We start from the raw sequence: 24,769 nt of genomic DNA on the forward strand, positions 1-24,769 counted from the left end.
GGGGTGCCGCTGGTGTTTTGGCGGGGGGTAAAACCCCCCCGTGTCCTCTTATAAATACCCGCCCCCCACAAACAAAAAACGCCGCGCCCCCCCCCCCAACCCCCCCCCCCCCCGCTTCTTCTTTTCCGGTTCCGTGCCCTGTGCCCCCTCCGGGCGACCATCCGCTGTTGCCGGCCGGGGCGGGGACGTGTGCCGCCGTCCGTGGCCGTCGCCGGTTGCGCAGCGTGTCCGGTCCTTTGTGGACAGGCGTAGTCCGTTGGGCCGAATGAGCGCATATCACTAGCCACAATGGACAGATGTGCTGACCACAGTGGACACAGGTTCCGAAAAGTGGGACCGTAGAGTACGTGTCCGAATTGAATGCAACAGCCGCCGCACTGCTCGGTCTTCTCCACGACGGTCCCGCCACGGGCGGGCAACTGGTCGCGGGGGCGGGTGAGCGTTTCGGCGCCTTCTTCAGCGTGACCCGCAGCCAGGTGTACCGGGAGCTCCCCGCCTTGTCGAAGGAGGGCCTCGTCCGCCTCGGCAAGCAGGGCCCGCGGTCGAGCCAGCAGTACCTCATCACCGCGGCGGGCAAGAAGGCGTTCAAGACGTGGCTGACCTCCGAGGCCGGTCCTGACCACCTCCGCAGCCCGCTGATCCTGCGTCTCGTGCACGCCGGTTCGCTGACGGTGAAGCAGCGCTCGGCGCTGCTCGAGTCGGCGCGCGCCAGCTACACCCAGCAGCTCGACGAAGCCAAGGTCGCCACCAAGGCCGCCGACGGCCCCTACGCCAAGGCTGTCGCAGAGTTCGCTCAGGCGCAGGCGAAAGCGGCACTGAAACTGCTGGATTCCATCCCCCAGTCCTGACCCGGACAGGTGCCCACGGCCGGTTCCCCGCAACCGGTCGTGGGTTTTGCCGTAACCTTGGCCGACGTGAGTGATGAGTTCGATGCGGCACTGAAGGACCTGGCCGGCAAGCTGAAGCAGATCGAGTCGGTGATGGACCTGGATGCGCTGCGTGCCCAGGTGGCCGAGCTGGAGGAACAGGCGTCCAGCCCGAACCTCTGGGACGACCCCGAAGCGGCGCAGAAGGTCACCAGCCAGTTGTCCCACCGGCAGAGTGAGCTGCGACGCATTTCCGAGCTGCGGCAGCGGCTCGACGACCTGGGCGTTCTCTATGAGCTGGCCGAGGCCGAGGGCGACTCCGCCAGTGTGGCCGAGTCCGAGTCCGAGCTGACGGCCCTCACCAAGGACATCGACGGGCTCGAGGTCCGCACCCTGCTGTCGGGGGAATACGACCCGCGGAACGCCGTGATCACCATCCGGTCCGAAGCGGGCGGCGTCGACGCGGCCGACTGGGCCGAGATGCTGCTCCGGATGTACCTGCGCTGGGCGGAGCGGCACGGCTACCCGACGGACGTCTACGACATCTCCTACGCCGAAGAGGCGGGAATCAAGTCCGCCACGTTCAAGGTGACGGCGCCCTACGTCTACGGCACGCTCTCGGTCGAGCAGGGCACGCACCGGCTGGTGCGCATCTCGCCGTTCGACAACCAGAGCCGCCGCCAGACCTCCTTCGCGCACGTCGAGGTGATGCCCGAGGTCGAGGAGGTCGACCACGTCGACATCCCCGAGAAGGACATCCGTGTCGACGTGTACCGCTCGTCCGGCCCCGGCGGCCAGAGCGTCAACACGACGGACTCGGCGGTGCGGATCACGCACATCCCGACCGGCGTGGTCGTGTCGTGCCAGAACGAGAAGTCGCAGCTGCAGAACAAGGCGGCCGCGATGAAGGTCCTCCAGGCGCGGCTGCTGCTGCGGAAGAAGGAGGAGGAGCGCGCCGAGATGGACGCGCTCAAGGACGGCGGCTCCAGCTGGGGCAACCAGATGCGCTCCTACGTGCTGCACCCGTACCAGATGGTCAAGGACCTGCGGACCGAGTTCGAGGTCGGCAACCCGTCGTCCGTGCTCGACGGCGACATCGACGGTTTCCTCGAGGCGGGCATCCGCTGGCGCAAGCAGTCCGGAGCCGCGTAGCGACCCTGCGTGAGAGAGCAAGGGACCTTTGCTGTCACTCTCCGGAAGAGAGTGACAGCAAAGGTCCCTTGCTCGCTTGGCCGCCGGGACCGGGCTACCCGGGCTTAACGGCGGGCATGGGTAGTATGCCGAACCGTGATCCGGCTCGAAGAGGTTTCCAAGGTCTACAAGACCTCGACCCGTCCCGCCCTCGAAAGGGTGTCGGTCGAGATCGACAAAGGTGAGTTCGTCTTCCTGATCGGTCCCTCGGGGTCCGGGAAGTCGACGTTCCTGCGTCTCCTGCTGCGCGAAGAGGTGCCGAGCAAGGGTCGCGTGATGGTCTCCAACTTCGACGTCGCCAAGCTCGCCCGCCGCCGGGTGCCGCGTCTGCGGCAGACCATCGGCTGCGTCTTCCAGGACTTCCGTCTGCTGTCGAACAAGACCGTCGCCGAGAACGTCGCGTTCGCGCTCGAAGTCATCGGCAAGCCGCGCCCCACGATCCGCAAGGTCGTGCCCGAGGTGCTCGAACTCGTCGGCCTCGACGGCAAGGCCGACCGTCTCCCCAACGAACTTTCCGGTGGTGAGCAGCAGCGCGTCGCGATCGCCCGCGCGTTCGTGAACCGCCCGCTCGTGCTGCTCGCCGACGAGCCGACCGGGAACCTGGACCCCGACACCAGCCAGGACATCATGTTGCTGCTGGAGCGGATCAACCGCACCGGCACGACGGTGCTGATGGCCACCCACGACCATTCGATCGTGGACTCGATGCGGCGCAGGGTCGTCGAGCTCCAGCTCGGCAAGGTCATCCGTGACGACGCCCGAGGCGTCTACGGCATCGGCCGCTGACCGGCCCCGCCCTCCTCCGTTACCCACGACTTCCAAGGGACATCAACCCCGATGCGCGCCAGTTTCGTCTTCAGCGAGGTAGTCACCGGCTTGCGCCGGAACGTCACGATGACCATCGCGATGATCCTCACCACCGCGGTCTCCCTCGCCATGCTCGGCTTCGGCCTGCTGGCCGTCGGCACGATCGACAAGATGAAGGCCAACTTCCTCGCCGACGTCGAGGTTTCGGTCTATCTGGTCAACGACATCAGCTCCGGTGACCCGAACTGCTCGCAGTCCGCCTGCCAGTCGCTGCGCCAGGACCTGCAAGGCAACGACGGCGTCGAGTCGGTCGTGTTCGAGAACCGCGAGCAGTCCTACGAGCGGTTCAAGAAGATGTTCGAGAGCCAGCCGGAACTGCTCGCGCTGACCGGACCGGAGGCGCTGCCCGCGTCGCTGCACGTCAAGCTGAAGAACCCCGAGCGCAGCCAGGCGATCATCCAGGAGTACACCGGCAAACCCGGCGTCAGCAAGGTCGACGACCAGCAGAAGGCACTGGACCGCGTGTTCAACGCGCTCAACGGTGTGCGGAACCTGGCCTTCGGCGCCGCGCTGATCATGGCCATCGCCGCGCTGCTGCTGATCGCCAACACGATCCAGGTGTCGGCGTTCACCCGGCGCACCGAGGTCGGCATCATGCGGCTGGTCGGCGCGACCCGCTGGTACACGCAGCTGCCGTTCCTTCTGGAGGCGGTGGTCGCCGGCCTCGTCGGTGCGATCATCGGCATCGTGTTCCTCGTGCTCACCAAGGTGCTGTTGCTCGACTTGGTGCTCACCGGGGACGTGTTCCCCGCGGTCGGCATGCTCGAATTGCTGTTCCCGGTGGCGCCGATCCTGCTCGCCGTCTCGGTCATCATTTCCGCGATCACCGGCTACGTGACGCTGCGCCTGTACGTGCGCCACTAGCCGCACTGATAACCACCTGCCCGAACACAGAAACTCACGTAGAGTCGCCGCTATGCCCAAGGAACGTGGACACAAGGTGATCGTGTCGAACCGCAAGGCTCGCCACGATTACTCCATCCTCGACACCTACGAAGCCGGTCTCGTGCTCGTCGGTACCGAGGTGAAGAGCCTGCGTGAAGGACGGGCATCGCTGGCCGACGCGTTCGCCACGGTGGACGACGGCGAGGTCTGGCTGCGCAACGTGCACATCCCGGAGTACGTGCAGGGCACGTGGACGAACCACACGCCGCGCCGCACCCGGAAGCTGCTGTTGCACCGCCAGGAGATCGAGCGGCTCATCGGCAAGACCAAGGAGAGCGGGCTTTCCCTGGTCCCGCTGTCGATGTACTTCAAGGACGGCAAGGTCAAGGTCGAGATCGCGCTGGCCAAGGGCAAGAAGTCCTACGACAAGCGGCAGGACATCTCCAAGCGCGACGCGGAGCGCACCATCAGCCGGGCCCTGGGCCGGGCGCTGAAGGGCCGGTACAACGATTGATCCACGGACCCGCTTCGGACGCCGAGATCCCTGACTGGATCTCGGCGCTGGGCATCGACGGGCTCGTGGACCTTCACCTGCACTTCCTGCCGAAGCCGGTCATGGACAAGGTGTGGGCCTACTTCGACCAGGCCGAGGAGCACTACGGCATGGCCTGGCCGGTGCACTACCGCACGTCGGAAGAAGAACGCGTCGAAACCCTGCGGTCCTTCGGCGTGCGCAAGTTCGCGCCACTGGTCTATCCGCACAAACCCGGGATGGCCGAATGGCTGACGTCGTGGGCGCTGGAGTTCGCCGAACGCGTCCCGGACGCCGTGCCGACGGGCACGTTCTATCCGGAGCCCTCGGCATTGTCCGTTGTGGACGGTGCGCTGCGGGCGGGTGCGCGCTGTTTCAAGGCGCACGTCCAGGTCGGCGCCTACGACCCGCGTGACGAACTGCTGGACGGTGTCTGGGGTGCGCTGGCGGACGCCGGTGTCCCCGTGGTCGTCCACTGTGGACACGGTCCGTTGAAGGGCGCCTACACCGGGCTACGGTTGTTCGAAGAGATCCTGGTGCGGCATCCGGAGCTGACGCTGGTACTGGCACACGCGGGTATGCCGGAGATCGACTTCGCGTTCGAGCTGGCCAGGAAGTATCCGCGCGTGTACCTCGACACCACGATGGTCGGCGTGGAGTTCACCTCGCGCGGCAACCCGCTCCCGCCGGACTGGGCCGATCTGCTGGCGGAGTTCCCGGATCGCGTCGTGCTCGGCACCGACTTCCCCAACATCCCGTACTCGTACGCCACACAGCTGCAGGCGATCGCCGGCTGGGCAGCCGACGATCGCCTGGGTGAGCCGTTCCTGCGGGCGGTGCTGCACGACACCCCCGCCAAACTGCTCAGCGTTTGAGCTGCGCCACCTCGGTGACCGAGACGGCGCGGCCGAGCAGCCGCGTCCCCAGCTCCGTGACCGGGATCTGCTTGCCTGCCAAAAGGAATCCGCCCGTCGCCAGCGCCACCCACGGCACCGGGCCCTGTGCGAGACCGTCGCTCAGCGGGGCGAAACCGTGCGCGGCGAGACCGAGCAGGCCGCCCGCGATCGCCAGGCCGGCCACAACGAGCTGAGGTGTGTGCGCCGTCGAGGCGGGGCCAGAGCTCTGTGTTTCGAACCGGGCGAACATCCGCAGCAGGCCGAAGAGCACCAGCCCGCAGGCGCCGAGCCAGGCCGGGACCATCGTCAGCCACAGCACGGAACCCGGTTCGGGGGTCTCGTAACCCAGGCCGTAGACCGCGACACCGGAGACGACGATCAGCGCCGGCATGTGCCACAGGTAGACGCTCATGAACCGCGGGCCGATCCACTTCAGGGCGGCGTCGAGGTTCGGCCGGGCGGCGAGGGCGTTCAGCTGCGGTTTGAAGGCCAGCAGGAGTCCGATCTGGCCGATCGCGAGGAAGGCCAGCAGCACGGTCGGCGGGCTCATGTTCGACACCGGGGCGCCCGGCATGCCGATCATGCTGGCGGGATACGGACCGAACGCGACCATCAGCGCGGTGACACCGAAACCGGCGGCGGACATGCCCAGCGCGGCGTTGCGGCTCATCGAGCCGAGACGGCCTCGGGTGTAGTGGAAACCGAGCTGGTGCACGGCCATCCAGACGAAGATCGCGTTCGCGAAACCGATCAGGCCGAGGTCGTTGAAGCGGGCGACGTCGACGAGGACGGCGGCGGCGAGCATCACGAGCGGGACCTTGAGGCCCCAGCGCCGATGCGCGGCGGCCATCAGCGGGGTGAGCAGCACGGTGAGCACGTACACGGCCAGGAACCACAGCAGCTGCGCGGCGATCGCGCCGCCCACCTGCAACGGCTGCTCCGGAATGCCCATCCCGCGCAGGATGTCCGGGACGAACAGCCAGACGGCCACCAGCGGCAGCACCGGGATCATCAGCCGCTTGAGCCGGGCCGCGAGCCAGGAACGGGAACTTTCCGCACGGCTCAGCGAGATCAGGTTCGCCGCGCCGCCCGCGAAGAAGACCAGCGGCATGACCTGACTGAGCCAGGTGATGACCCACCAGCCGGGCGTCGCGAGTGCGTTCCCGGTCGAGAGATGGCCGTCGGCGTACGAGAGCACCGGCATTCCCCAGTGCTGAACGACGACCGCGAGGATCGCGACCGCTCGGACGATGTCCAGGAACCTGTCCCGGCCCTGTTTCTGGCTCGTGTGCATGGAAAGAGCCTGCTGCTTCAGGGCTGCGAAAACAGCGGTGTGGGCCGCCGTATCGATCTTCCTGTTTTCGCCCTCGGAAGGTGGAGTTTTCCCTACCCCACGCCATCCGGTTCGGGCTCGGGCCGCGGCGCGGGCTCCGGGACGGGGGCGGAACAGAGCCGGAATTCCCAGCAGTCGTCCTCGGCGAGACCGAGTTCGTACCGGGTCTCGATCTTCGGCCCGTCGTGCAGATGGACGTGCTTGAGGACGGTGCCCGCGACCGGCTCGGTGTCACCGAGTTCCTGGACGCGGCCGTCGAGGGGGCCGCCGAAGAAGCGGACGCTGTGGGAGGGCCTGCCGGTCATGGGTCCTCCTCGGTTCGGCTCGTCGCTCACCAACAGTCTGCCCATGTTAGGTGAGTGACGGGTTCGCCACCAAGAGCTACTCGGGCTGCATCGTGGAGCCGCCCCAGGAGTGATAGCAAAGGTCCCTTGCTCTCTTTCCCCAGGTCAGCGCCCCAAGTAGGTGAGCACCGCGCGGACCCGGCGATGTTCCACCGAACTCGCTTCGAGGCCGAGTTTCGAGAAGATGTTGCCGATGTGCTTCTCGACCGCGCCGTGCGAGACGACGAGCGAGTTCGCGATCGCGGTGTTCGACAGACCCTGCGCCATCAGCCCCAGCACCTCGGACTCGCGGGCCGTGAGCGCGTCGAGGGGGTTCTTGCGGCCCCGCGCCATCAGCTGGGCGATGACGTCCGGGTCGATGGCCGTACCGCCGCCGGCGACCCGCTTGACCGCGTCGAGGAAGTCCCCGACGTCCGCGACGCGTTCCTTGAGCAGGTAGCCGACTCCGCCCGCGCCTCCGGACAGCAGTTCGACGGCGTAGCTCTCCTCGACGTATTGGGAAAGCACGAGAACCGGCAGGCCCGGGATGACCTCGCGAGCCCCCAGTGCCGCCCGCAGGCCCTCGTCCGTGAAAGTGGGCGGCATCCGCACATCGACGATCGCGAGGTCCGGCCGGTGCTCCTTGACCGCGCCCAGCAGGTCGTCACCGTTGTCCACGGCCGCGACGGTCTCGATGTTCTCGTCGGCGAGGAGGCGGATCACCCCCGCGCGCAACAGAACCGCGTCTTCGGCGATGACAACCCGCATGCTGCCCCCAGCGTCGTGAGTGAATGGCAGAGCCTATTCACTCACGAGCGGGTCACCATTGGCACGGCAGGTCCGCACGAATCACCGTCGGACCGCCGGGCGGGCTGACGACGGTGATCACACCGTCGATCGTGGCCGCCCGGTCGGCGAGCCCGGCCAGGCCACCACCCGGCCGGACTTCGGCGCCACCGTGCCCGTTGTCGGTGATCTCGACGATGACCATCGAGTCGGTGCGCCACACCTTCACACCCGCTTCGGTCGCTCCCGAATGCTTCGCGATGTTCGTCAGCGTCTCGCCGACGATGAAGTACGCCGTCGTCTCGACCGCCGCCGGCGGCCTCGGCTCGACGTTCACCTCGACATCGACGTGAATCGGCGACTTCGCGGCCTGTGCGGACAAGGCGGCGTCGAGACCGCGGTCGCCGAGCACCGCCGGGTAGATCCCCCGGGCGAGATCGCGCAGTTCCGATACCGCGAGCTTGGCGTCGAGGTGCGCTTCGTCGATCAGTTCGCGTACGGCGTCCGGGTCGTGGTCGAACTTCGACTTCGCACGGCCCAGGCTCATCGCGACAGCGACCAGACGCTGCTGCGCGCCGTCGTGCAGGTCGCGTTCGATACGGCGGCGTTCGGCCTCGGCGGCGTCGACCCCTCGTGCCCGCGACGCCTGCAACCGTTCGGCCTTCTGCTCCAGCCGCTGCGTGCGGTTCGGGCCGAGCAGCGAGTACGCCAGGTTGCCGTGCAGCCAGCCGAGCCACGGGGTGACCCAGATGGCCATCGGCAGCAGCACGATCGACGCGATCGCGATCGGGAGCTCCAGGCAGGCCAGCGGGAACGCCGCCATCAGGTAGGCGAGGTCCCGCCACGTCGTCGCGTCGGTCAACCGGGTCAGCCAGCGCTTGACCAGCGAAAGCCCCTCGACCGGGAGCCGCTCGATCGGTCCCAGCGGAGTCTCGAGCATCGTCCGCGCCCAGCCCCGCTCCCGGTCGGCGGACCAGCGGATGAAGTTGGTCGTGGCCATGAGGATCGGGAACCCGACCCACACCACCGCCGTCGCGATGCCGACCGCCAGGCCCACGACGATCAAAACGAACTGAAGCAGCCGGAACACGAAGCTGACGATCATGTAGACGATCGACCGCAACGGCCGCGGCCGAGGAATCCCCACCTGCTGTACCTGCTGGTCGATCGTCATCCGTGAACCTCGCCCCATGAATCCTCCAGACGGCCGCGCTGGGCACGGGTCGGCCCGAGCAGCGCCGTCGCCAGCCGGGCATGCGAGCCCGCCAGCGCCTTCGTCAACGCTACCGACAGGGCGATGCACAGCACTCCGAGAGCGGCCCAAGGCAGCGCCGAGACCGTCGAATCGACGGTGAACCAGGCGTTTTCCCAGGTCGGGAAGCGGTACTCGCCACCAGGCAGGAAGCGGTAGTAGATCGGCAGGCCAGCGAGACCGAGACTGGTCGACCAGAACGCCGTGACCAGCACGAACTCGATGATCCCGAGCGGGAAGAGCAGGAAGAAATAGCCGAGGTCGCGCCACGTCGAGCCGTCCTTCAGCCGCGCCTTCCACCGCACGGTCTGGCCCGCGTCGGGCAACGGCAGGTACGGCAGGTCGATGTAGCGATCGAGCAGCGCGTACACCCTGGCGCGCTCCATCCGGGCCGCCCCGCGGACCGACAGGATCACCAGCGCGAGGATCGGCAGCCCGATCCAGACGACCGCGGTGCCGATGCCCACCCAGAGGAACGACATCAAGAGCGCGAACGCCACGATGCCCATCGGCAGGTTCATCAGCAGGTAGACCAGCGAGCCGCCGAACGACGGATCGGACCTGCTCAGCTCCCGCTCGGCCGCTAGCGCACTCATGGTCGTGCTCCTCTCTGGTGCGAGGAGACCAGCATCTTCCCTCAGGAGGGGCAAGCGACATGGTGCCCGCGGGCATCTCCCCGGTGGGGCTAGCCCCACCTGCGGGAACAACCCGGTTGCCGTCCGAGTTATGATGTAGAGGTTGTATCCCACAAGGGGGTGAACGGTTTCGACTTTGGACGTTGAATCAGGAGAAGCGTGCCGGTGCAGGCGAGAGACCACCGTAAGCGTCATCGCAAACCAATAAGCGCCGAGCCTAAGAGCCAGCGCGAGTTCGCTCTTGCTGCCTAAGCAGTAGAGCAACTCTGTCGGTCCGGGGTCGCCTCCGACCCGGTCACCGGCATCAGCTAGGAGGCTTACCGTCACACTCGGCTACGGGGTGTGATTGGGAAACAAACAGTGGCTGGGCTCGTCACTTCAGCTTGTTCGCGTGACTGAAGGGGCCAAGTAGAGACATAGCGGACTGCGCACGGAGAAGCCCTGGTGATACGCCAGAGGACCCGGGTTCAATTCCCGGCACCTCCACTGGTCGACGGAAGCGGCTCTGCCCCTCGGGGTAGGGCCGCTTCTTCTGTATGGGGCGCTGTGGTGGCGGTGCCCTTGTGGCTCACCTTGGCACGACTTCGCAATGGGGTCGAGATGCCGCCTATTGCGAAGGCGCTTAAAGCGACTTGCGGTCCTTCGCGCCTTTAAACGCGCTTCGCTACCTTCTCTGCATGTGCATTATGGATTCTTTTCTCGCTGGAACGTTCGGGCTCGCACGTCTGTTCGATTAGGTGTAGAGTCAGGGCTGTGGCCAGCGACGATGCGTTCCCGAAGGCGTCCGCCGAGAGCGGCGGCGGCTCGTCCACTCAGCGAATAGGAAGGTCAAATCTGCAAAGACGGACTACCCGAATTCGTCCCACCCGTCTGCCTCGACCCGTCGGGACGCTGAGCAGGAACATCATGCACTTACGGACATAGGCCGACCCCGTTTCGGCGAATAGGGTCGGGACCATGCGGCTTCATGTGCATCAGTGGGGATCCGGACCGCGCGTCGTTCTCGTGCACGGTGTGCTGCTCGGCGGCAGGGAAGCGTGGCGGGCTCAGCGTCCGTTGGCCGAGCGGTGGACGTTGCTCGCGCCGGACCGGCTCGGGCACGGGAAATCGCCGGAAGGAGTGCAGGATTTCGAGGTCGATGCCGAGCTGATCGCGGAGCAGGTGCTCGACGAGCCCGCGCATCTGGTCGGGCTGTCCTACGGCGCGATCGTCGCGATGCTCGCCGCCGCGCGGCGGCCGGAGATGGTCCGGACGCTCACCGTGGTCGAGCCGCCCGCGGCCGGGGTCATTCGTGGTCACGAGGTCGTCGATGCGTGGGACGCCGAACTGAGGCAGCTCCTCGCCGGCTCGCTGGAAGATCCTCGCGAGGTCTTCAAGGTCTTCTTCCCGCTCGCCGGTGTGCCGCTGCCGATCCCGGATCCGGTGCCGGAAACACTGCGGCGCGGGGCCCGTGCGATGACGGGGATGCGGCCGCCGGGAGATGCGGAACTACCGCTCGATGCGCTGGCCTCGGCCGGTTTCCCGATGCTCGTGATCACCGGTGGGCACCGGCGGGAGTACGAGATCATCGCCGACGCGATCGCGGACAGGACCGGCGCGGTGCGCGATCGCGTGACGGGGATGGGGCATTTGGTACCTGACGTCGGCGAGCCGTTCAATGCCCGACTCGAGTCCTTTTTGAATCACGCAGAGTAGCGAAATCTAGATCATTTTTGTCTCAATTCACCCGCGCCGGGAACTGTCGCGCGGTGGGATGTCATGCTGAGTGTCCGACCATGGCCCTCTTTCGAAACGACCCCGTGTCGCCGGAGGGCCGGAAGAAGGTGGCAGATGACCTGGGCTAGGCATTCCAGTCGTCCCGACCCCGCTGAAGACCAGAGCCGGATGGCCGGTGTGCGAGCGGAGGAAGAAGTCCGCCTCACGCTGCAGAACGGCAGGGCCGCACGAACCGTCGCAGGGCACTCTTCGGATGCGCTCGACTGTGCGGAACTGCTGGCGATGCTCGGGCTCGAGGGAGTCCAGAAGAAGCACGCTCAGCGCATCTGACCCCCGATCCGGGTGGTCAGTTCGGCCGCGGTCAGGCGGACCTCCTCGGCGAGATCCGGCCAAGTCTCCTCGCACCCCTCTGCCCCCGGGCAGAGGTGGCGGAGGGTCACGCTGATCGCGGCCATCGGCCGGCCGCCGTGGTCGAAGACCGGGCAGGCCACCGAGGCGAACCCCTCGGTGACGTGACCGTCTTCGACCGCCCAGCCGAGCCTGCCCTCCGCATTCAGCGTGCGGCGTAGTTCGGCGAGGGTGCGCGGGCCGCGACCGGTGCGCAGCACGAACGCCGACGCGGCCGGGAAGAGCGCGCGTACGTGCGGCGACGGCAGGTGCCGCAGTATCGCCCTGCCCGACGCCGTGAGCTGCCCGGGCAGCCGCACGCCGACCTCGGTGACCAGGGTTTCCGGGCGCGTGGGGCGTTCTTTGACCAGGTAGAGCGACTCGTTGCCGTGCAGCACGCCGAGATGCGCGGTGTGGCCGACCCGGTCGGCGAGTTTGCGCAGCAGCGGGACCGCGAGCCGTTCCAGCGGATCGTGCCGTAGGTAGGCCGAACCGAGCTCGAACGCGGCGATGCCGAGGCCGTACCGGCGCTCGGCCGGCAAGTGTGCCACGAAACCGGCGGCTTCCAGTTCGGCGAGCAGGTGATACGTCGTCGAACGCGGGAGCCCGAGTTCGCGCGCGATCGCGGCCGCCGAAACCGGGCCCGGCCGGGCGGCAAGGGCCCGAAGGATGCCGAGGCCGCGTCGTAGAGCCGGCACTTCGCTGCTCTCACCCATGCTGACCTCCTGTTTCGCTCGGCGCGGTAGCAAGGGACCTTTGCTACCGCTTCTCTCAACGTCGAGAGAAGCGGTAGCAAAGGTCCCTTGCTCTCTTTCCGCAGGTCACCGTGTGGATTTTGGGACGTCAGGTGTCCCAAAATCCACACGGTCGGTCAGCACCGCTACGCGGAGTACGGGGTGTGTGGATATAGGGACACTCAACGTCCCTATATCCACACACCTCCGTCGTCCGCGATAGCAAGGGACCCTTGCTATCGCCGTGCGTGTCTTGGATACGAGACATAACCACCGGTTGGGGCCGCCCACCAGCGGGCATGGCGTTGTCCAATGGGGTCATGCCGGAAACCGTACTTCTGGGCTCCGAACCGCTTCGGCCCGAACAGGTCGTCGCGGTCGCCCGTGACCACTCGCCCGTCGCGGTCAGCGAAGCGGCCGAGAAGAACCTCGCCGCGACGCGTCAGCACATCGACGACCTCGCCCACGCCGAGACGCCGACGTACGGCGTTTCGACGGGCTTCGGGGCGCTCGCGACCAGGCACATTCCGCTCGAGAGCCGCACCGCCCTGCAGCGGTCGCTGATCCGGTCGCATGCGGCGGGCGCGGGGCCGGTCGTGGAGACCGAGGTCGTGCGCGCGCTGATGCTGCTGCGTCTCCGCACTCTCGCCAGTGGGTACACCGGCATCCGGCCGCAGACCGCGCAAGCGCTTGCGGCCCTGCTCAACGCCGGGATCACCCCGCTTGTCCACGAGTACGGCTCTCTCGGCTGCTCCGGTGACCTCGCGCCTCTCGCCGCCGTCGCGCTCGCGCTGATGGGGGAGGGCGAAGTCGAGTACAACGGCGAAGTCGTCCAGGCCGGCGTCGCGCTGAAGCACGCTGGCATCGAGCCGGTCGTTCTCGCGGAGAAGGAGGGCCTCGCCCTCACGAACGGGACCGACGGCATGCTTGGCATGCTCCTGCTCGCCGCGGCCGACCTGCGCAAGCTTCTCGACACCGCCGACATCACCGCGGCGATGAGCGTCGAGGCGCTCCTCGGTACCGATCGCGCCTTCGCCGCCGATCTCCAGGCGCTGCGCCCGCATCCCGGGCAGGCGCGGAGCGCCCAGCGCATGTGGACGGCGCTTCAGGACTCGAAGATCGTCGAGAGCCACCGCGGTCCGGACTGCAACCGCGTCCAGGACGCGTACTCCCTCCGCTGCGCGCCCCAGGTGCACGGCGGCGCACGCGACAGCCTCACGCACGCCGAGCTCGTCGCTGAGCGTGAGCTTCACTCCGCGGTCGACAACCCGGTCGTGTTGTCCGACGGCCGCGTCGAGTCGAACGGCAACTTCCACGGCGCCCCGGTCGCGTACGTGCTCGACTTCCTCGCCATCCCGCTCGCGGACGTCGCCAGCATCGCCGAGCGCCGCACCGACCGGATGCTCGACAAGGCCCGTTCACACGGCCTGCCGCCGTTCCTCGCGTTCGACCCCGGCGTCGATTCGGGTCACATGATCGCCCAGTACACGCAGGCGGCCATCGTCAGCGAGCTCAAGCGTCTCGCGGTGCCGGCGTCGGTCGATTCGATCCCGAGCAGCGCCATGCAGGAGGACCACGTCTCCATGGGCTGGTCCGCCGCGCGCAAGCTGCGCAAGGCCGTCGAGGGGCTCAACACCGTCCTCGCCATCGAACTGCTCACCGCCGCGCGGGCACTCGACATGCGCGCGCCCCTGGTCCCGTCGCCGGTCACCGGCCGGGTCCGGGATCTCGTCCGCACGAAGGTCGAGGGTCCCGGCCCCGACCGTCATCTGGCGCCGGAGATCGCCGCCGCCGAAGAACTCGTCGCGTCGGGTGCCGTCCTCGCCGCGGCCCAACTGGAGGTCTGAGCCCATGACCCGCACGGTCCGTGCCGCCCGAGGCACCACGCTCACCGCGAAGAACTGGCAGACCGAAGCCGCGCTGCGGATGTTCCACAACAACCTCGACCCCGAGGTCGCCGAGCGACCGGAGGACCTGGTCGTCTACGGCGGCACCGGTAAGGCCGCCCGCAACTGGGCCAGTTTCGACGCGATCACCCGCGAGCTGACCAGTTTGGAGCAGGACGAGACGCTGCTCGTCCAGTCCGGCAAGCCGGTCGGCGTGTTCCGCACGCATGAATGGGCGCCGCGTGTGCTCATCGCGAACTCCAACCTCGTCGGCGACTGGGCGACCTGGCCGGAGTTCCGCCGCCTGGAGGCGCAGGGCCTGACCATGTACGGCCAGATGACCGCGGGGTCCTGGATCTACATCGGCACGCAGGGAATCCTGCAGGGCACCTACGAGACCTTCGCCGCCGTCGCGAAGAAACGGTTCGGGGGAACCCTCAAGGGCACTCTGACGGTCACCGCCGGTCTCGGCGGCATGGGTGGCGCGCAGCCGCTGGCCGTCACGATGAACGACGGCGTCGCGCTCGTCATCGAATGCGACCCGCAGCGCGCTCACCGCCGTGTCGAGACCCGCTACCTCGACGAGGTCGCCGACGACCTCGACGACGCGATCCGCCGGGTGGAGGCCGCGAAGAAGGAGAAGCGCGCGCTGTCCGTGGGCGTGGTCGGCAACGCCGCCGAGGTGCTGCCCGAACTGCTGCGCCGCGGCGTCGAGGTCGACATCGTCACCGACCAGACTTCCGCGCACGACCCGCTTTCGTACCTGCCCAAGGGCATCGGTGTCGACGAGTGGCAGGACTACGCGGACAAGAAGCCCGACGAGTTCACCGAGCGCGCCCGCGAGTCGATGGCGGAGCACGTCGAGGCGATGCTCGGCTTCCTCGACAAGGGCGCCGAGGTCTTCGACTACGGCAACTCCCTGCGCGGCGAAGCGAAACTCGGCGGCTGCGAGCGCGCGTTCGACTTCCCGGGGTTCGTGCCCGCCTACATCCGCCCGCTGTTCTGCGAGGGCAACGGCCCGTTCCGCTGGGCAGCGCTGTCGGGTGATCCCGAGGACATCGCGGCGACCGACCGCGCGATGCTGGAACTGTTCCCGGAGAACGAATCCCTCGCACGCTGGATCAAGCTGGCCGGCGAACGCGTCGCGTTCCAGGGGCTGCCGTCGCGGATCTGCTGGCTCGGCTACGGCGAGCGGCACCTCGCGGGCCTGCGGTTCAACGAGATGGTCGCCAGCGGCGAGCTGAAGGCACCGGTCGTCATCGGCCGCGACCACCTCGACTCGGGCAGCGTCGCCTCGCCGTACCGCGAGACCGAGGGCATGGCCGACGGTTCCGACGCGATCGCCGACTGGCCGTTGCTGAACGCGCTGGTCAACACCTCGTCGGGCGCCAGCTGGGTGTCGATCCACCACGGCGGTGGGGTCGGCATGGGCCGCTCCATCCACGCCGGCCAGGTCAGCGTGGCCGACGGAACCCTGCTGGCCGCGCAGAAACTCGAACGCGTACTCACGAACGACCCGGGCATGGGCGTCATCCGGCACGTCGACGCCGGATACGACCGCGCCGCCGACGTCGCCGACGAGCGGGGCGTGCGCGCGCCGATGCGGGACGCCGAGTGACCGCGACCTCGCTGCTGGAGGAGATCTCGGACGTCGGCCGCGACCCGAAGCGCGGCGGCTACTCCCGCCACGCCTTCGACGCGGCCGAAACCGAGCTGCGCGCGTGGTTCGTCGAGCGCGCGGGACGCCTGGGGCTGGGTGTCGAGACCGATCGCAACGGCAACATCTGGGCCTGGTGGGGCACACCCGGGCCGGACGCCGTGGTCACCGGCAGCCACCTCGATTCGGTGCCCGGTGGCGGCGCCTTCGACGGTCCGCTCGGCGTCGCGAGCGCGCTCGACGCGGTGGAGATCTTGCAGGCCAGGGAATTCCGGCCCGTCAAACCGTTCGCCGTCGTGGTCTTCGCGGAAGAGGAGGGCGGCCGGTTCGGCGTGCCGTGCCTCGGCTCGCGGCTGCTGACCGGGACCATCGACGCGGACAAGGCACGTGGCCTGCGTGATCCGGACGGCGTCACGTTCGCCGAAGCGGCGGCGAAATCCGGCCTCGATCCCGATCGGGTCGGCCGGGACCCGGAGCGACTCGGCCTGATCGGGCGGTTCCTCGAACTGCACGTCGAGCAGGGTCGCGGGTTGATCGATCTCGGCTCGCCGGTCGCTGTCGGCAATACGGTGATCGCCCACGGCCGCTGGCGATTCTCCTTCCAAGGTCAGGGAAACCATGCCGGTGCGACGCTGATCGGTGATCGTCGTGACCCGATGATCCCGGCGGCCGAGACCGTCCTCGCCGTGCGGAAACTGGCGAAGGCGACGGCTGACGCCAGGGCCACGGTCGGCAGGCTCGTGCCGGTGCCGGGCGGCACCAACGTCATCGCGTCCACTGTGGACCTGTGGTTGGACGCGCGCGTGCCGGGCACGGACACGCCCGAACTGGTCGCGGAGATCGCGAAGCTGGCTGAAGAGGCGGCCGGGCAGGAAGGCTGCCGCGTCGAGGTCACCAGGGAGTCGTACTCGGACGACGTGGTGTTCGACGACGCGCTCCGCCGCGACCTGAGCACCTGGCTGGGCGGGCCGCCGGAACTGCCGACCGGCGCCGGGCATGACGCCGCGATCCTCGCCGGGTTCGTCCCGTCCGGAATGCTCTACGTGCGCAATCCGACCGGGATCAGCCATTCCCCTGAGGAGTTCTCCGAGGCGGCGGACGTCGACCATGGTGCCCGCGCGCTCGCGGACGTCCTGGAGAAACTGTCGACATGACGACATATTGGTGTGAACGGGCCTGGTTGCCGGACGGGATCGCCGATGCCGTCCGGATCGAGGTCGACGGCGGGACGATCGTTTCCGTGACGGCGAAAGCGCCTCGCGAAGGAACTGTCCTGAGTGGACTGACCCTGCCGGGCTTCGCCAACGGGCACTCGCACGCGTTCCACCGTGCGCTGCGCGGCCGGACGCACCATGACCGCGGGACCTTCTGGACGTGGCGCGAGCGGATGTACTCGCTCGCGTCACGACTCGATCCGGACTCGTACTATCGGCTGGCGCGTGGGGTTTACGCCGAGATGGTGATGGCCGGGTACACGAGTGTCGGCGAGTTCCACTACCTGCACCACGCGCCAGGCGGAAAGCCTTACGCCGAGCCGAACGCGATGGGCGAGGCGCTGCGGCAGGCGGCCAGGGACGCCGGGATCCGGCTGACGTTGCTCGACACCTGCTACCTCGCGGGCGGCATCGGCGTGGAGCCCGACGAGGTGCAGCGGCGATTCTCCGACGGGACAGCCTCGAAGTGGGCGCAACGAGTCGGCGAATTGCGGGAGGATGAGACGTTCCGGGTGGGTGGTGCGATCCATTCCGTGCGCGCCGTTCCCGAAGACCAACTGTCCGAAGTGAATCGTGGGACCGGGCCGCTGCACATCCACCTTTCCGAGCAGCGGGCCGAGAACGAGCAGTGCCTGACGGCTTACGGCCGGACGCCGACGGGGTTGCTCCACGACCGCGGAGTGCTCAGCGAGCGGCTCACCGCGGTGCACGCGACGCATCTGACGCCGCTCGACATCGAACGACTCGGCGAGGCGCGAAGTCGTGCCTGCTTCTGCCCGACGACCGAACGGGATCTCGGCGACGGCATCGGTCCCGCGCGGACGTTGCTGGACGCCGGTGTGCGGCTGTCGCTCGGCAGCGACAGCAACGCGGTCGTCGACGCGTTCGAGGAGACCAGGGCGCTGGAACTCAACGAGCGGCTCGCCAGCGAGAAGCGTGGCCGGTTCACCGCGGAGGAACTGCTCGCGGCGGCGACGGATCACGGCGCGATCGGCTGGGCCGAGGTCGGCGCGCTGGCTTTGGGCGCGGGCGCGGACCTGGTCACGGTCGGCCTCGGGTCGGTGCGGACCGCGGGGATCGAGCCGTCCGGGGTGGTCTTCGCCGCCTCCGGCGCGGACGTCCGGGACGTCGTCGTGGCCGGGCGTGAGATCGTCCGCGATGGCGTGCATCAGCTGATCGACCGGCCGGAAACGGTCTTGGCCAAGGAGATCGAGGCATTGTGGCAGTCCTGATCACGGGTATCGGCGAGCTCACCACGAACGACGCGGAGCTGGGCAAACTCCGCGACGCCGCCGTCGTCGTCGAGGGTGAGACGATCGCTTGGGCCGGTTCGGCGGCGGACGCGCCCGACGCGGACGAGCGGGTCGACGTCGAGGGCCGCGCGGTGCTGCCCGGCTGGGTGGACAGCCACACACACCTTGTGTTCGCGGGGGATCGGACGGCGGAGTTCGAGGCACGGATGGCCGGGAAGGCGTACAGCGCCGGAGGGATCGCGGTCACCGTCGACGCGACGCGATCGGCTTCCGACGAGCAGCTTGCGGCGAACCTGCGGCGTCACGTCGACGAAGCGGCGAAGCAGGGCACGACGTGTCTGGAGACGAAGACCGGATACGGGCTCAACGTCGAAGATGAGATGCGCTCGGCGCGGATCGCCGCCGACGTGGCCGACGAGGTCACCTTCCTCGGAGCGCATCTGGTTCCGCCGGGCGCGGACGCGGAGTCCTATGTGGACCTGGTGTGCGGCGACATGCTCGACGCGGTGGCGCCGCTCGTGCGGTGGGCGGACGTGTTCTGCGAGACCGGCGCTTTCGACGAGGCGCAGTCCGCGCGGGTGCTGAAGGCGGCGCGGGAACGCGGGCTCGGGCTGCGGGTGCACGGGAACCAGCTGGGGGAGGGGCCGGGGGTGCGGCTCGCCGTCGAACTGGGGGCCGCGAGTGTCGACCACTGCACGTACCTGAGCGAAGCGGATGTCGAGGCTCTCGCTGCTTCGGACACTGTCGCGACCCTTCTGCCGGCGTGCGACCTGTCGACCCGGCAGCCGCTGGCGCCGGCGCGGCGGCTCCTGGACGCGGGCGCGACGGTCGCGCTGGCGAGCAACGCGAACCCGGGCAGCTCGTACACGACGTCGATGGCGTTCTGCGTCACGACCGCGGTGCTGCAGATGCGGATGACGATCGAGGAGGCCGTCTGGTCGGCGACGGCGGGCGGCGCTCGAGCTCTGCGGAGGGACGACGTCGGAGTGATCCGACCCGGCGCGCGGGCGGACCTTCAGGTGCTCGAAGCGCCTTCGGTCACGCACCTCGCGTATCGGCCCGGGGTGCCGCTGACGGCCGCTGTGTGGCGGCGCGGGAAGCTTCTGACCAGCGGTTTCGCCTCAAAGTGATAGCAAAGGTCCCTTGCTCCCCCCGCTGAGGTCAGGAGGCTCGGCCGAGGGTTTCCTCGACGCGCAGGCGTAGCGCGGGCGGGAGTTCGCCGAGCAGGTGGGACCACTGCTCGACCCGCTTCTCGCTCAGGTGGGTGAGCAGGTCGAGCACCGGCGGCCACAGGTCCTCGTCGGCGGCCGCGACCCGCAGCAGGCCGCGGAACCGGGCTTCGGAGAGCAGCCCGAGGACGTGATCGATCCGGTTCTTGTCGTCGAGGACGAACGCGATCCGGATCAGCGCCTCGTCGCCGATGACGTCGAGTGCCCTTCGCACCGTCGGATCGGGCAGGTGGCCGACGAACCGGCCGACGGTGATCCAGTCCTCGCGGCGCACGAGTTCACCGGCGACCGCGACGACGGTGTCGAGCGGGATCCGCCCGATGATCGCGCTCGCGCGGCGCGGGTCCAGCTCGGCCGCGACGTCGGCCAGGAAGGGCGGCTTCAGCCGCTTCGCGACGTCGACGCCCCGGGAGACGTCCACCAGTCCGGCGATCCGCGCGCACAGAAGCGGGCCGAAGACCTTCTCGGCGATTTTCGCGAGGATCGGGCTCGGGACGAGCTTGCTCGCCATCGCCATCCGCTCGAGGGCGGCGCGGTTGGCGTCGAACAGCGTGTCCGTGACCTGCTCGCGGAACGCCTGGAGTTCGGCGGCGTCCACCTTCTCCAGATAAGCGAGCCGCTCGGGAGTGGTGCCGAGGACGCGGGCGAGTTTGAGGATCTCCGCCCGTGAGGCGAAGTTTTCGGTGGTCACAGGCCCACCACCTTGCGAACGGTGCCCCGCAGAAGCGCGGGTACGTACTTCAGGCCCTCTTCGCCCGCTTCGGCCAAGGCCTTGGCCTGACGGTGGCGCGCGTCGCGCAGCGCGTCGGAGAGGTCCTGCTTCTCGTTGTCGGCCAGCGCTTCGATGCCTGCCGGGACAGGACCGCCTAGCTGACCGGTGAGTGTGCGCTCGGCCATGGTGGATCATCATGCCTCATCGGGCCGGGAAAGCAGGGGACCTTTACTTTCGTCCATGGCGGACCGGTCGTCACGGCTTGTAGCGTCCAGGTCTGTGATGGACGGAGAAGAGCCCGTGCGGCGCGGGCGACGGCTGATCATGGACGTCGCGCTGTGGCTCGGGCTCTGTGGCTGGGTGACCATCGACGCCGGATCCAGCACGAAGCACTGGGAGCTGCTCTTCGGGCTCACCGCGACCACGGCCGCGATCGCGGTGTCGCGCCGGTACCCGCTGGTCTCACTCGCCATCGCCATGCTCGCGAGCTTCATCGTGCTGGGCAGCTTCGGCGGCCGGGTGCCGATCTGGGAAGGGTTCCTCCTCGTCGCGGTGAGTTACCTCGCCGGCTACCGGCAGCCGGTCGCGAAGCCGATGTTGCGCCTTTTCACGATCGTTTCCGTGATCGCGGTCCCGGTGGCGCTGCTGTGGAGCGAGGACGGCTTCTCAGCCTGGGGTGCGCTGCTCGGCATCCTGGTCTTCGCGTCGGTGACGCCATGGCTGCTGGGCCGCTACATCCGGCAACGCGAGGACATGGCGCGTGACGGCTGGCGCCGCGCCGAGGAGATGGAGAGCCGTCAGCGGCTCATCGCCGACCGCGCGCGGCTGCGCGAACGGACGAGGATCGCCAGCGACATGCACGACTCGCTGGGCCACGAGCTGAGCCTCATCGCGGTGCGCGCGGCGGCGCTGGAGGTCGCGGGCGGGCTCGACGAGCAGCAGCGGCAGGCCGCCGGTGACCTGCGACAGAGCGCCGCGACGGCGACCGAACGGCTGCGCGAGATCATCGGGGTCCTGCGCGAGGACGACGCGCCGACCGAGCCGGTGCACGAGAGCATCGACGAACTGCTCGACCGGACAAGGGCTTCCGGCGTGCTGATCGAGTCCTCTGTGGACGCACGGCTCGACGGTGAACCGCGGATGGTCGACCGCGCCGCCTACCGCGTGGTCCAGGAATCGGTCACGAACGTGGTGAAACACGCGCCGGGGGCGGCCGTCACCGTCCGGGTCGTGCGATCGGCGGGGCGGACGGACGTCGTGGTCACCAATGCCGCGCCGCCCGCGGGGCCGTTGCCGGGCCGGGCTTCGGGCAGGCGCGGGCTGATCGGCCTGCGCGAGCGGGTCCGGCTGGTCGGCGGGACCCTGCGGGCAGGACCGCACGAAGGCGGATTCGAGGTCAGCGCGACCTTGCCGCACGACGCGGCACCGTCGGAGGAATCGCCGGAGAGCCAGGCGGCGATGGACGCCGAGGTCGGGCAGTCGATGTCGGCCAGGGAACTGGAACGTGCCCGCCGTGACGTCCGGCGCAGCCTGATCCAGGCGGTCGTCGTGCCGATCGGGCTGTTCGGCCTGGTGGTCGGGATCAGCGGGGTGGTGTTCCTCGTCCAGTGGTACGGCTCCGTCCTCGCCGGCGGCGACTACGACCGGATCCGGATCGGCCAGTCGCGGGCGGAGATCGCGGCCGTGCTGCCCGGCGGCCAGCGGATCGCCCGGCCGCGGGTGGTGGAGCCACCGGTGCCCGCGGGGGCGACATGCGAGTACTACGGCACCGAGCGCACCGTGTTCAACTTGAACTACGAGGCCTACCGGCTGTGCTTCGCCGGGGGGAAACTCGTGGCGAAGGACATGATCACCGAAGACGAGCAAAGGGGGAACCCGGATGATCCGGGTGGTGCTGGCCGATGACGAGGCGATGATCCGCGCCGGCGTGTCGGCGATCCTCGCGGCGGACGCCGGGATCGAAGTGGTCGCGGAGGCCGAAGACGGCCGTGCCGCTGTCGAGCAGGCGCGCGCGACCAGGCCGGACGTCGTGCTCCTCGACATCCGGATGCCGGTCATGGACGGGCTCAAGGCGGCGGAGGAGATCCGGCGGCTGCTGCCCGAGATCGGTGTGATCATGCTGACCACGTTCGGCGAGGACGCCTACATCGAGCGTGCGCTGGGCCTCGGCGCGAGCGGTTTCCTGTTGAAATCCGGTGATCCGCGTGAACTGCTGTCCGGGATCCACGCTGTCGCGGGCGGTGCGGCGTTCCTTTCGCCGAAGGTCGCGCAGCGGGTCATCGCCCGCTTCTCCGGCAACCAGGTGTCCCGCGCCGAAGAGGCGCGGGCGCTGATCGGCAAGCTGACCCCGCGTGAACAGGAAGTGCTGGCGCTGCTGGGTTCCGGACTGTCCAATGCGGACATCGCGGCCAAGCTGTTCGTGGTCGAGGGCACGGTGAAGGCCTACGTGAGCACCATCCTCAACCGGCTCGGCGCGCGGAACCGCGTGCAGGCCGCGATCACCGCGTACGAGGCGGGGCTGGTCGGCGGGGAATCGGAGGCGTCCAGCCGCTGACCCCGGCGCCGATGCGGGCGGTGAGCGCGCCGGGCAGCAGGCGGAACACGCCGTTGCGGACGGCCACGGCGACCGGATTGCGCAGCTGGGGCCCCATTTTCCCCGCCTGCACCGAGGATTTGACCACCGCTTGGGTGCGTGGACGGCGTTGTTCGTCGTAACTCTTCAGCGCGGCGTCGACGTCTTCGGTGGTGCTCAGCGCGGCGGCGAGGACGACGGCGTCCTCGATCGCCTGGCAGCCGCCTTGGCCGAGGAACGGCGGCATCGCGTGGGCCGCGTCGCCGAGGAGCGCGACGCGGCCCTTGACGTAGGTCGGCAGGGGAGTGCCGAGCAGGTGGAGATCGTGGTGGAGCAGCGTCTCCGGCGTGGTCGCGTCGATGAGCTCGGGAATGGGCTCGTGCCAGCCACCGAAGCGGTTCCGCAGATACGCCTTCGGGTCCTCGTAACGGATTCCCGCTTCGGCGACGTAGCTCGCCCACCAGTAGACGCGGCCGTCGTGCAGCGGAATGACGCCGATCTCGGCGCCGTCGTCCCAGCTCGTGCTGAGTTCCGTCGGGTGCGGGAGGGTGGTGACCGCGCGGAAGGCCGTGCTGCCGCTGTAGACCGGTTCGGGGTGCCGTGGCCAGAGTTGTTCGCGGGCGGTGCTGTGGATTCCGTCCGCGGCGACGACGACGTCGGCGTCGAGATCGTCGAGGCTCGTGACCTCGACGCCGGTGCGGACGCAGCCGTCGGGCAGGGCATCGTGGAGAGCGCCGATGAGGTCCGCGCGGTGGATGGCGGCGAGCGGGCGGCCGTGATGACGGCGAAACGCCTCGGCGTCCCAACGGGTGATGCGGCGGCCTTCGCGGTCATGGAGACCGCCGGACGATTGTTCTTGTTTTCCGGCCAGGCGGACGCCCAGTGTTTCGAGTGAGCGCAGGGCGTTCGGCCACAGGGAGATGCCGGCGCCGACGGCGGTGAGCTCGGGTGCCTGTTCGAGGACGGTGACCTCCCAGTCGATGCCGTGCAGTCCGATGGCGGCGCTCAGTCCGCCGATTCCTCCGCCGATCACGATCGCTTTGCGCATGTCGACCTCCTCTACATTTGTAGAGTACTACTACACTTGTAGAGTGCGAAAGGCGACGATCGGGGACGCGGCCATCGAGGTGATCGCGGCCGAAGGGATGCGAGGGCTGACGCATCGCGCCGTCGACCGGTCCGCCGGGCTGCCGCCGGGCTCGACCTCGTATTACGCGCGGACGCGGGCGGCGCTGCTGGAGCTGGCGATCTCGCGAATGGTCGAACTCGACGACGTCACCCTCGATCCGCCGCCCGGGCGGTTGGCCGAGTACGTGGCGGGGTTCGCCCACGCGGCGATCACGAACGGGCGGACGCGGATGCTCGCGCGATACGAATTCGCGCTGGAGGCGACGCGGCGGCCGGAGCTGCGCGAGGCCTACGACCGCGGGGGCCTGGTCATCCGGCGGCGATGCGCCGAGGTGCTCGCCGGATGCGGATCGGCGGAGCCGGAGCGGCACGCGCGGGTGCTCGTCGCGTGGCTGGACGGGACGGTCTTCGACGCGCTGGCCGGGACCGGCTCGCTGCGGCCGCCCGGCCTGGAGGAGCTGACGCGAGCGGCGCGGGAGGTTTTGGCGGGGCTCGGGGTGGCGGGGTAGCGGGGGACCTTTGCTATCGCCGAGGCTCTGACCTGCGGTTTTGCGCGTTGGGGCAGCAAGGGACCTTTGCTATCGCGTGGGGGTGTGTGGATATAGGGACGTTGAGTGTCCCTATATCCACACACCCGGTACTGCGCGTAGCGGTGCGTACGGACTGTGTGGATTTTGGGACATCTGACGTCCCAAAATCCACACGGTCACCTGCG

Annotated in this window: 25 protein-coding genes and 1 other RNA gene; 17 read left to right on the plus strand and 9 right to left on the minus strand. The window is 68.6% G+C overall.

Features of this window, described 5'->3' with window-relative positions; all coding sequences use genetic code 11:
* Positions 1-347: 347 nt before the first annotated feature.
* From ACIHAO_RS17270 to ACIHAO_RS17295, 6 genes are all read left to right on the plus strand, one after another.
* Positions 348-848 carry a PadR family transcriptional regulator gene (locus ACIHAO_RS17270; protein WP_125789207.1) on the plus strand — a complete coding sequence of 167 codons (501 nt, stop codon included), beginning with the start codon at positions 348-350 and terminating at the stop codon, positions 846-848.
* Positions 849-914: 66 nt separating this feature from the next.
* Positions 915-2,018, plus strand: coding sequence for a peptide chain release factor 2 (prfB, locus tag ACIHAO_RS17275; protein WP_396558858.1), 1,104 nt, complete (start codon positions 915-917; stop codon positions 2,016-2,018).
* Between the two features lie 135 nt (positions 2,019-2,153).
* Positions 2,154-2,843: a cell division ATP-binding protein FtsE gene (gene ftsE / locus ACIHAO_RS17280; RefSeq protein WP_005168409.1), complete on the plus strand. Its 690-nt coding sequence runs from the start codon at positions 2,154-2,156 to the stop codon at positions 2,841-2,843.
* Positions 2,844-2,894: 51 nt separating this feature from the next.
* Positions 2,895-3,788 carry a permease-like cell division protein FtsX gene (gene ftsX, locus ACIHAO_RS17285; RefSeq protein WP_125789209.1) on the plus strand — a complete coding sequence of 298 codons (894 nt, stop codon included), beginning with the start codon at positions 2,895-2,897 and terminating at the stop codon, positions 3,786-3,788.
* Positions 3,789-3,840: 52 nt separating this feature from the next.
* Entirely contained in the window at positions 3,841-4,323 is a 483-nt protein-coding gene (gene smpB / locus ACIHAO_RS17290; protein WP_061981176.1) for an SsrA-binding protein SmpB, read from the plus strand.
* Positions 4,320-5,216 (plus strand): amidohydrolase family protein, encoded by an 897-nt coding sequence (locus ACIHAO_RS17295; protein ID WP_396558862.1) that lies wholly within the window; start codon positions 4,320-4,322, stop codon positions 5,214-5,216. The genes smpB and ACIHAO_RS17295 overlap by 4 nt, the downstream gene beginning before the upstream one ends.
* Here the strand turns inward: ACIHAO_RS17295 and ACIHAO_RS17300 are convergent.
* The 5 genes from ACIHAO_RS17300 to ACIHAO_RS17320 form a co-directional block, all read right to left on the minus strand.
* On the minus strand, positions 5,206-6,531 hold the full coding sequence (locus ACIHAO_RS17300) for an acyltransferase (protein WP_396558864.1): 1,326 nt from the start codon (positions 6,529-6,531) through the stop codon (positions 5,206-5,208). The genes ACIHAO_RS17295 and ACIHAO_RS17300 overlap by 11 nt on opposite strands.
* A 92-nt stretch (positions 6,532-6,623) precedes the next feature.
* Positions 6,624-6,875: a hypothetical protein gene (locus tag ACIHAO_RS17305; RefSeq protein ID WP_125789212.1), complete on the minus strand. Its 252-nt coding sequence runs from the start codon at positions 6,873-6,875 to the stop codon at positions 6,624-6,626.
* Between the two features lie 144 nt (positions 6,876-7,019).
* On the minus strand, positions 7,020-7,661 hold the full coding sequence (locus ACIHAO_RS17310; RefSeq protein ID WP_125789213.1) for a response regulator transcription factor: 642 nt from the start codon (positions 7,659-7,661) through the stop codon (positions 7,020-7,022).
* Between the two features lie 52 nt (positions 7,662-7,713).
* Positions 7,714-8,853, minus strand: a complete 1,140-nt coding sequence (locus ACIHAO_RS17315; RefSeq protein ID WP_396558866.1) for a sensor histidine kinase — start codon at positions 8,851-8,853, stop codon at positions 7,714-7,716.
* Complete coding sequence (locus ACIHAO_RS17320) at positions 8,850-9,527, minus strand: sensor domain-containing protein (RefSeq protein WP_396558868.1); 678 nt, start codon at positions 9,525-9,527, stop codon at positions 8,850-8,852. Before ACIHAO_RS17320 ends, ACIHAO_RS17315 begins: the two co-directional genes overlap by 4 nt.
* Positions 9,528-9,682: 155 nt before the next feature.
* Here ACIHAO_RS17320 and ssrA point away from each other — a divergent pair.
* From ssrA to ACIHAO_RS17335, 3 genes are all read left to right on the plus strand, one after another.
* Positions 9,683-10,055: a transfer-messenger RNA gene (ssrA, locus tag ACIHAO_RS17325) on the plus strand.
* A gap of 468 nt (positions 10,056-10,523) precedes the next feature.
* Complete coding sequence (locus tag ACIHAO_RS17330; protein ID WP_396558870.1) at positions 10,524-11,261, plus strand: alpha/beta fold hydrolase; 738 nt, start codon at positions 10,524-10,526, stop codon at positions 11,259-11,261.
* Positions 11,262-11,396: 135 nt separating this feature from the next.
* Entirely contained in the window at positions 11,397-11,612 is a 216-nt protein-coding gene (locus ACIHAO_RS17335) for a hypothetical protein (protein WP_143055333.1), read from the plus strand.
* On the opposite strand, the gene ACIHAO_RS17340 is transcribed toward ACIHAO_RS17335, so the two are convergent.
* Positions 11,600-12,385 (minus strand): IclR family transcriptional regulator, encoded by a 786-nt coding sequence (locus tag ACIHAO_RS17340; RefSeq protein ID WP_396558872.1) that lies wholly within the window; start codon positions 12,383-12,385, stop codon positions 11,600-11,602. The genes ACIHAO_RS17335 and ACIHAO_RS17340 overlap by 13 nt on opposite strands.
* A gap of 338 nt (positions 12,386-12,723) precedes the next feature.
* On the opposite strand from ACIHAO_RS17340, the gene hutH reads away from it, so the two are divergent.
* Genes hutH through hutI form a run of 5 tightly spaced genes read left to right on the plus strand, consistent with a single transcriptional unit; the run spans position 12,724 to position 19,543 of the window.
* The gene (gene hutH / locus ACIHAO_RS17345) at positions 12,724-14,250 is read left to right on the plus strand and encodes a histidine ammonia-lyase (protein ID WP_125789218.1); all 1,527 of its coding nucleotides are present in this window, start codon (positions 12,724-12,726) and stop codon (positions 14,248-14,250) included.
* Positions 14,251-14,254: 4 nt separating this feature from the next.
* Positions 14,255-15,907, plus strand: a complete 1,653-nt coding sequence (gene hutU, locus ACIHAO_RS17350; protein ID WP_396558874.1) for a urocanate hydratase — start codon at positions 14,255-14,257, stop codon at positions 15,905-15,907.
* Positions 15,904-17,100, plus strand: coding sequence for an allantoate amidohydrolase (locus ACIHAO_RS17355; protein WP_396558876.1), 1,197 nt, complete (start codon positions 15,904-15,906; stop codon positions 17,098-17,100). The genes hutU and ACIHAO_RS17355 overlap by 4 nt, the downstream gene beginning before the upstream one ends.
* On the plus strand, positions 17,097-18,392 hold the full coding sequence (locus ACIHAO_RS17360; RefSeq protein WP_396558878.1) for a formimidoylglutamate deiminase: 1,296 nt from the start codon (positions 17,097-17,099) through the stop codon (positions 18,390-18,392). The genes ACIHAO_RS17355 and ACIHAO_RS17360 overlap by 4 nt, the downstream gene beginning before the upstream one ends.
* On the plus strand, positions 18,380-19,543 hold the full coding sequence (gene hutI / locus ACIHAO_RS17365; protein ID WP_396558880.1) for an imidazolonepropionase: 1,164 nt from the start codon (positions 18,380-18,382) through the stop codon (positions 19,541-19,543). The genes ACIHAO_RS17360 and hutI overlap by 13 nt, the downstream gene beginning before the upstream one ends.
* A 31-nt stretch (positions 19,544-19,574) precedes the next feature.
* On the opposite strand, the gene ACIHAO_RS17370 is transcribed toward hutI, so the two are convergent.
* Together ACIHAO_RS17370 and ACIHAO_RS17375 are read right to left on the minus strand one after the other, a co-directional pair.
* Complete coding sequence (locus ACIHAO_RS17370; protein ID WP_125789223.1) at positions 19,575-20,333, minus strand: hypothetical protein; 759 nt, start codon at positions 20,331-20,333, stop codon at positions 19,575-19,577.
* Positions 20,330-20,539 (minus strand): hypothetical protein, encoded by a 210-nt coding sequence (locus tag ACIHAO_RS17375; RefSeq protein ID WP_007034335.1) that lies wholly within the window; start codon positions 20,537-20,539, stop codon positions 20,330-20,332. The genes ACIHAO_RS17370 and ACIHAO_RS17375 overlap by 4 nt, the downstream gene beginning before the upstream one ends.
* 97 nt (positions 20,540-20,636) lie before the next feature.
* Here ACIHAO_RS17375 and ACIHAO_RS17380 point away from each other — a divergent pair, with 97 nt between their 5' ends.
* Complete coding sequence (locus ACIHAO_RS17380) at positions 20,637-22,259, plus strand: histidine kinase (RefSeq protein WP_396559261.1); 1,623 nt, start codon at positions 20,637-20,639, stop codon at positions 22,257-22,259.
* Positions 22,234-22,908: a response regulator gene (locus tag ACIHAO_RS17385; RefSeq protein ID WP_396558883.1), complete on the plus strand. Its 675-nt coding sequence runs from the start codon at positions 22,234-22,236 to the stop codon at positions 22,906-22,908. Before ACIHAO_RS17380 ends, ACIHAO_RS17385 begins: the two co-directional genes overlap by 26 nt.
* On the opposite strand, the gene ACIHAO_RS17390 is transcribed toward ACIHAO_RS17385, so the two are convergent.
* Positions 22,853-23,974 (minus strand): FAD-dependent monooxygenase, encoded by a 1,122-nt coding sequence (locus ACIHAO_RS17390; protein ID WP_396558885.1) that lies wholly within the window; start codon positions 23,972-23,974, stop codon positions 22,853-22,855. The genes ACIHAO_RS17385 and ACIHAO_RS17390 overlap by 56 nt on opposite strands.
* Positions 23,975-24,017: 43 nt before the next feature.
* On the opposite strand from ACIHAO_RS17390, the gene ACIHAO_RS17395 reads away from it, so the two are divergent.
* Complete coding sequence (locus ACIHAO_RS17395) at positions 24,018-24,563, plus strand: TetR/AcrR family transcriptional regulator (RefSeq protein ID WP_396558887.1); 546 nt, start codon at positions 24,018-24,020, stop codon at positions 24,561-24,563.
* Positions 24,564-24,769 lie beyond the last annotated feature (206 nt).

Source organism: Amycolatopsis sp. NPDC052450, assembly GCF_044547565.1.
Classification (GTDB): domain Bacteria; phylum Actinomycetota; class Actinomycetes; order Mycobacteriales; family Pseudonocardiaceae; genus Amycolatopsis.

What these genes read in the sequence shown, in the direction of transcription:
- ACIHAO_RS17330 (WP_396558870.1), top strand. Translation starts at nt 10,524, where the DNA reads ATGCGGCTTCATGTGCATCAGTGGGGATCCGGACCGCGCGTCGTTCTC.
- smpB (WP_061981176.1), top strand. Translation starts at nt 3,841, where the DNA reads ATGCCCAAGGAACGTGGACACAAGGTGATCGTGTCGAACCGCAAGGCT.
- ACIHAO_RS17300 (WP_396558864.1), bottom strand. Translation starts at nt 6,531, where the DNA reads ATGCACACGAGCCAGAAACAGGGCCGGGACAGGTTCCTGGACATCGTC.
- ftsX (WP_125789209.1), top strand. Translation starts at nt 2,895, where the DNA reads ATGCGCGCCAGTTTCGTCTTCAGCGAGGTAGTCACCGGCTTGCGCCGG.
- ACIHAO_RS17360 (WP_396558878.1), top strand. Translation starts at nt 17,097, where the DNA reads ATGACGACATATTGGTGTGAACGGGCCTGGTTGCCGGACGGGATCGCC.
- ACIHAO_RS17390 (WP_396558885.1), bottom strand. Translation starts at nt 23,974, where the DNA reads ATGCGCAAAGCGATCGTGATCGGCGGAGGAATCGGCGGACTGAGCGCC.
- ACIHAO_RS17310 (WP_125789213.1), bottom strand. Translation starts at nt 7,661, where the DNA reads ATGCGGGTTGTCATCGCCGAAGACGCGGTTCTGTTGCGCGCGGGGGTG.
- ACIHAO_RS17375 (WP_007034335.1), bottom strand. Translation starts at nt 20,539, where the DNA reads ATGGCCGAGCGCACACTCACCGGTCAGCTAGGCGGTCCTGTCCCGGCA.
- hutU (WP_396558874.1), top strand. Translation starts at nt 14,255, where the DNA reads ATGACCCGCACGGTCCGTGCCGCCCGAGGCACCACGCTCACCGCGAAG.
- ACIHAO_RS17305 (WP_125789212.1), bottom strand. Translation starts at nt 6,875, where the DNA reads ATGACCGGCAGGCCCTCCCACAGCGTCCGCTTCTTCGGCGGCCCCCTC.
- ACIHAO_RS17380 (WP_396559261.1), top strand. Translation starts at nt 20,637, where the DNA reads ATGGACGGAGAAGAGCCCGTGCGGCGCGGGCGACGGCTGATCATGGAC.
- ACIHAO_RS17320 (WP_396558868.1), bottom strand. Translation starts at nt 9,527, where the DNA reads ATGAGTGCGCTAGCGGCCGAGCGGGAGCTGAGCAGGTCCGATCCGTCG.
- ACIHAO_RS17340 (WP_396558872.1), bottom strand. Translation starts at nt 12,385, where the DNA reads ATGGGTGAGAGCAGCGAAGTGCCGGCTCTACGACGCGGCCTCGGCATC.
- ACIHAO_RS17385 (WP_396558883.1), top strand. Translation starts at nt 22,234, where the DNA reads ATGATCCGGGTGGTGCTGGCCGATGACGAGGCGATGATCCGCGCCGGC.
- ACIHAO_RS17335 (WP_143055333.1), top strand. Translation starts at nt 11,397, where the DNA reads ATGACCTGGGCTAGGCATTCCAGTCGTCCCGACCCCGCTGAAGACCAG.
- ACIHAO_RS17315 (WP_396558866.1), bottom strand. Translation starts at nt 8,853, where the DNA reads ATGACGATCGACCAGCAGGTACAGCAGGTGGGGATTCCTCGGCCGCGG.
- hutH (WP_125789218.1), top strand. Translation starts at nt 12,724, where the DNA reads ATGCCGGAAACCGTACTTCTGGGCTCCGAACCGCTTCGGCCCGAACAG.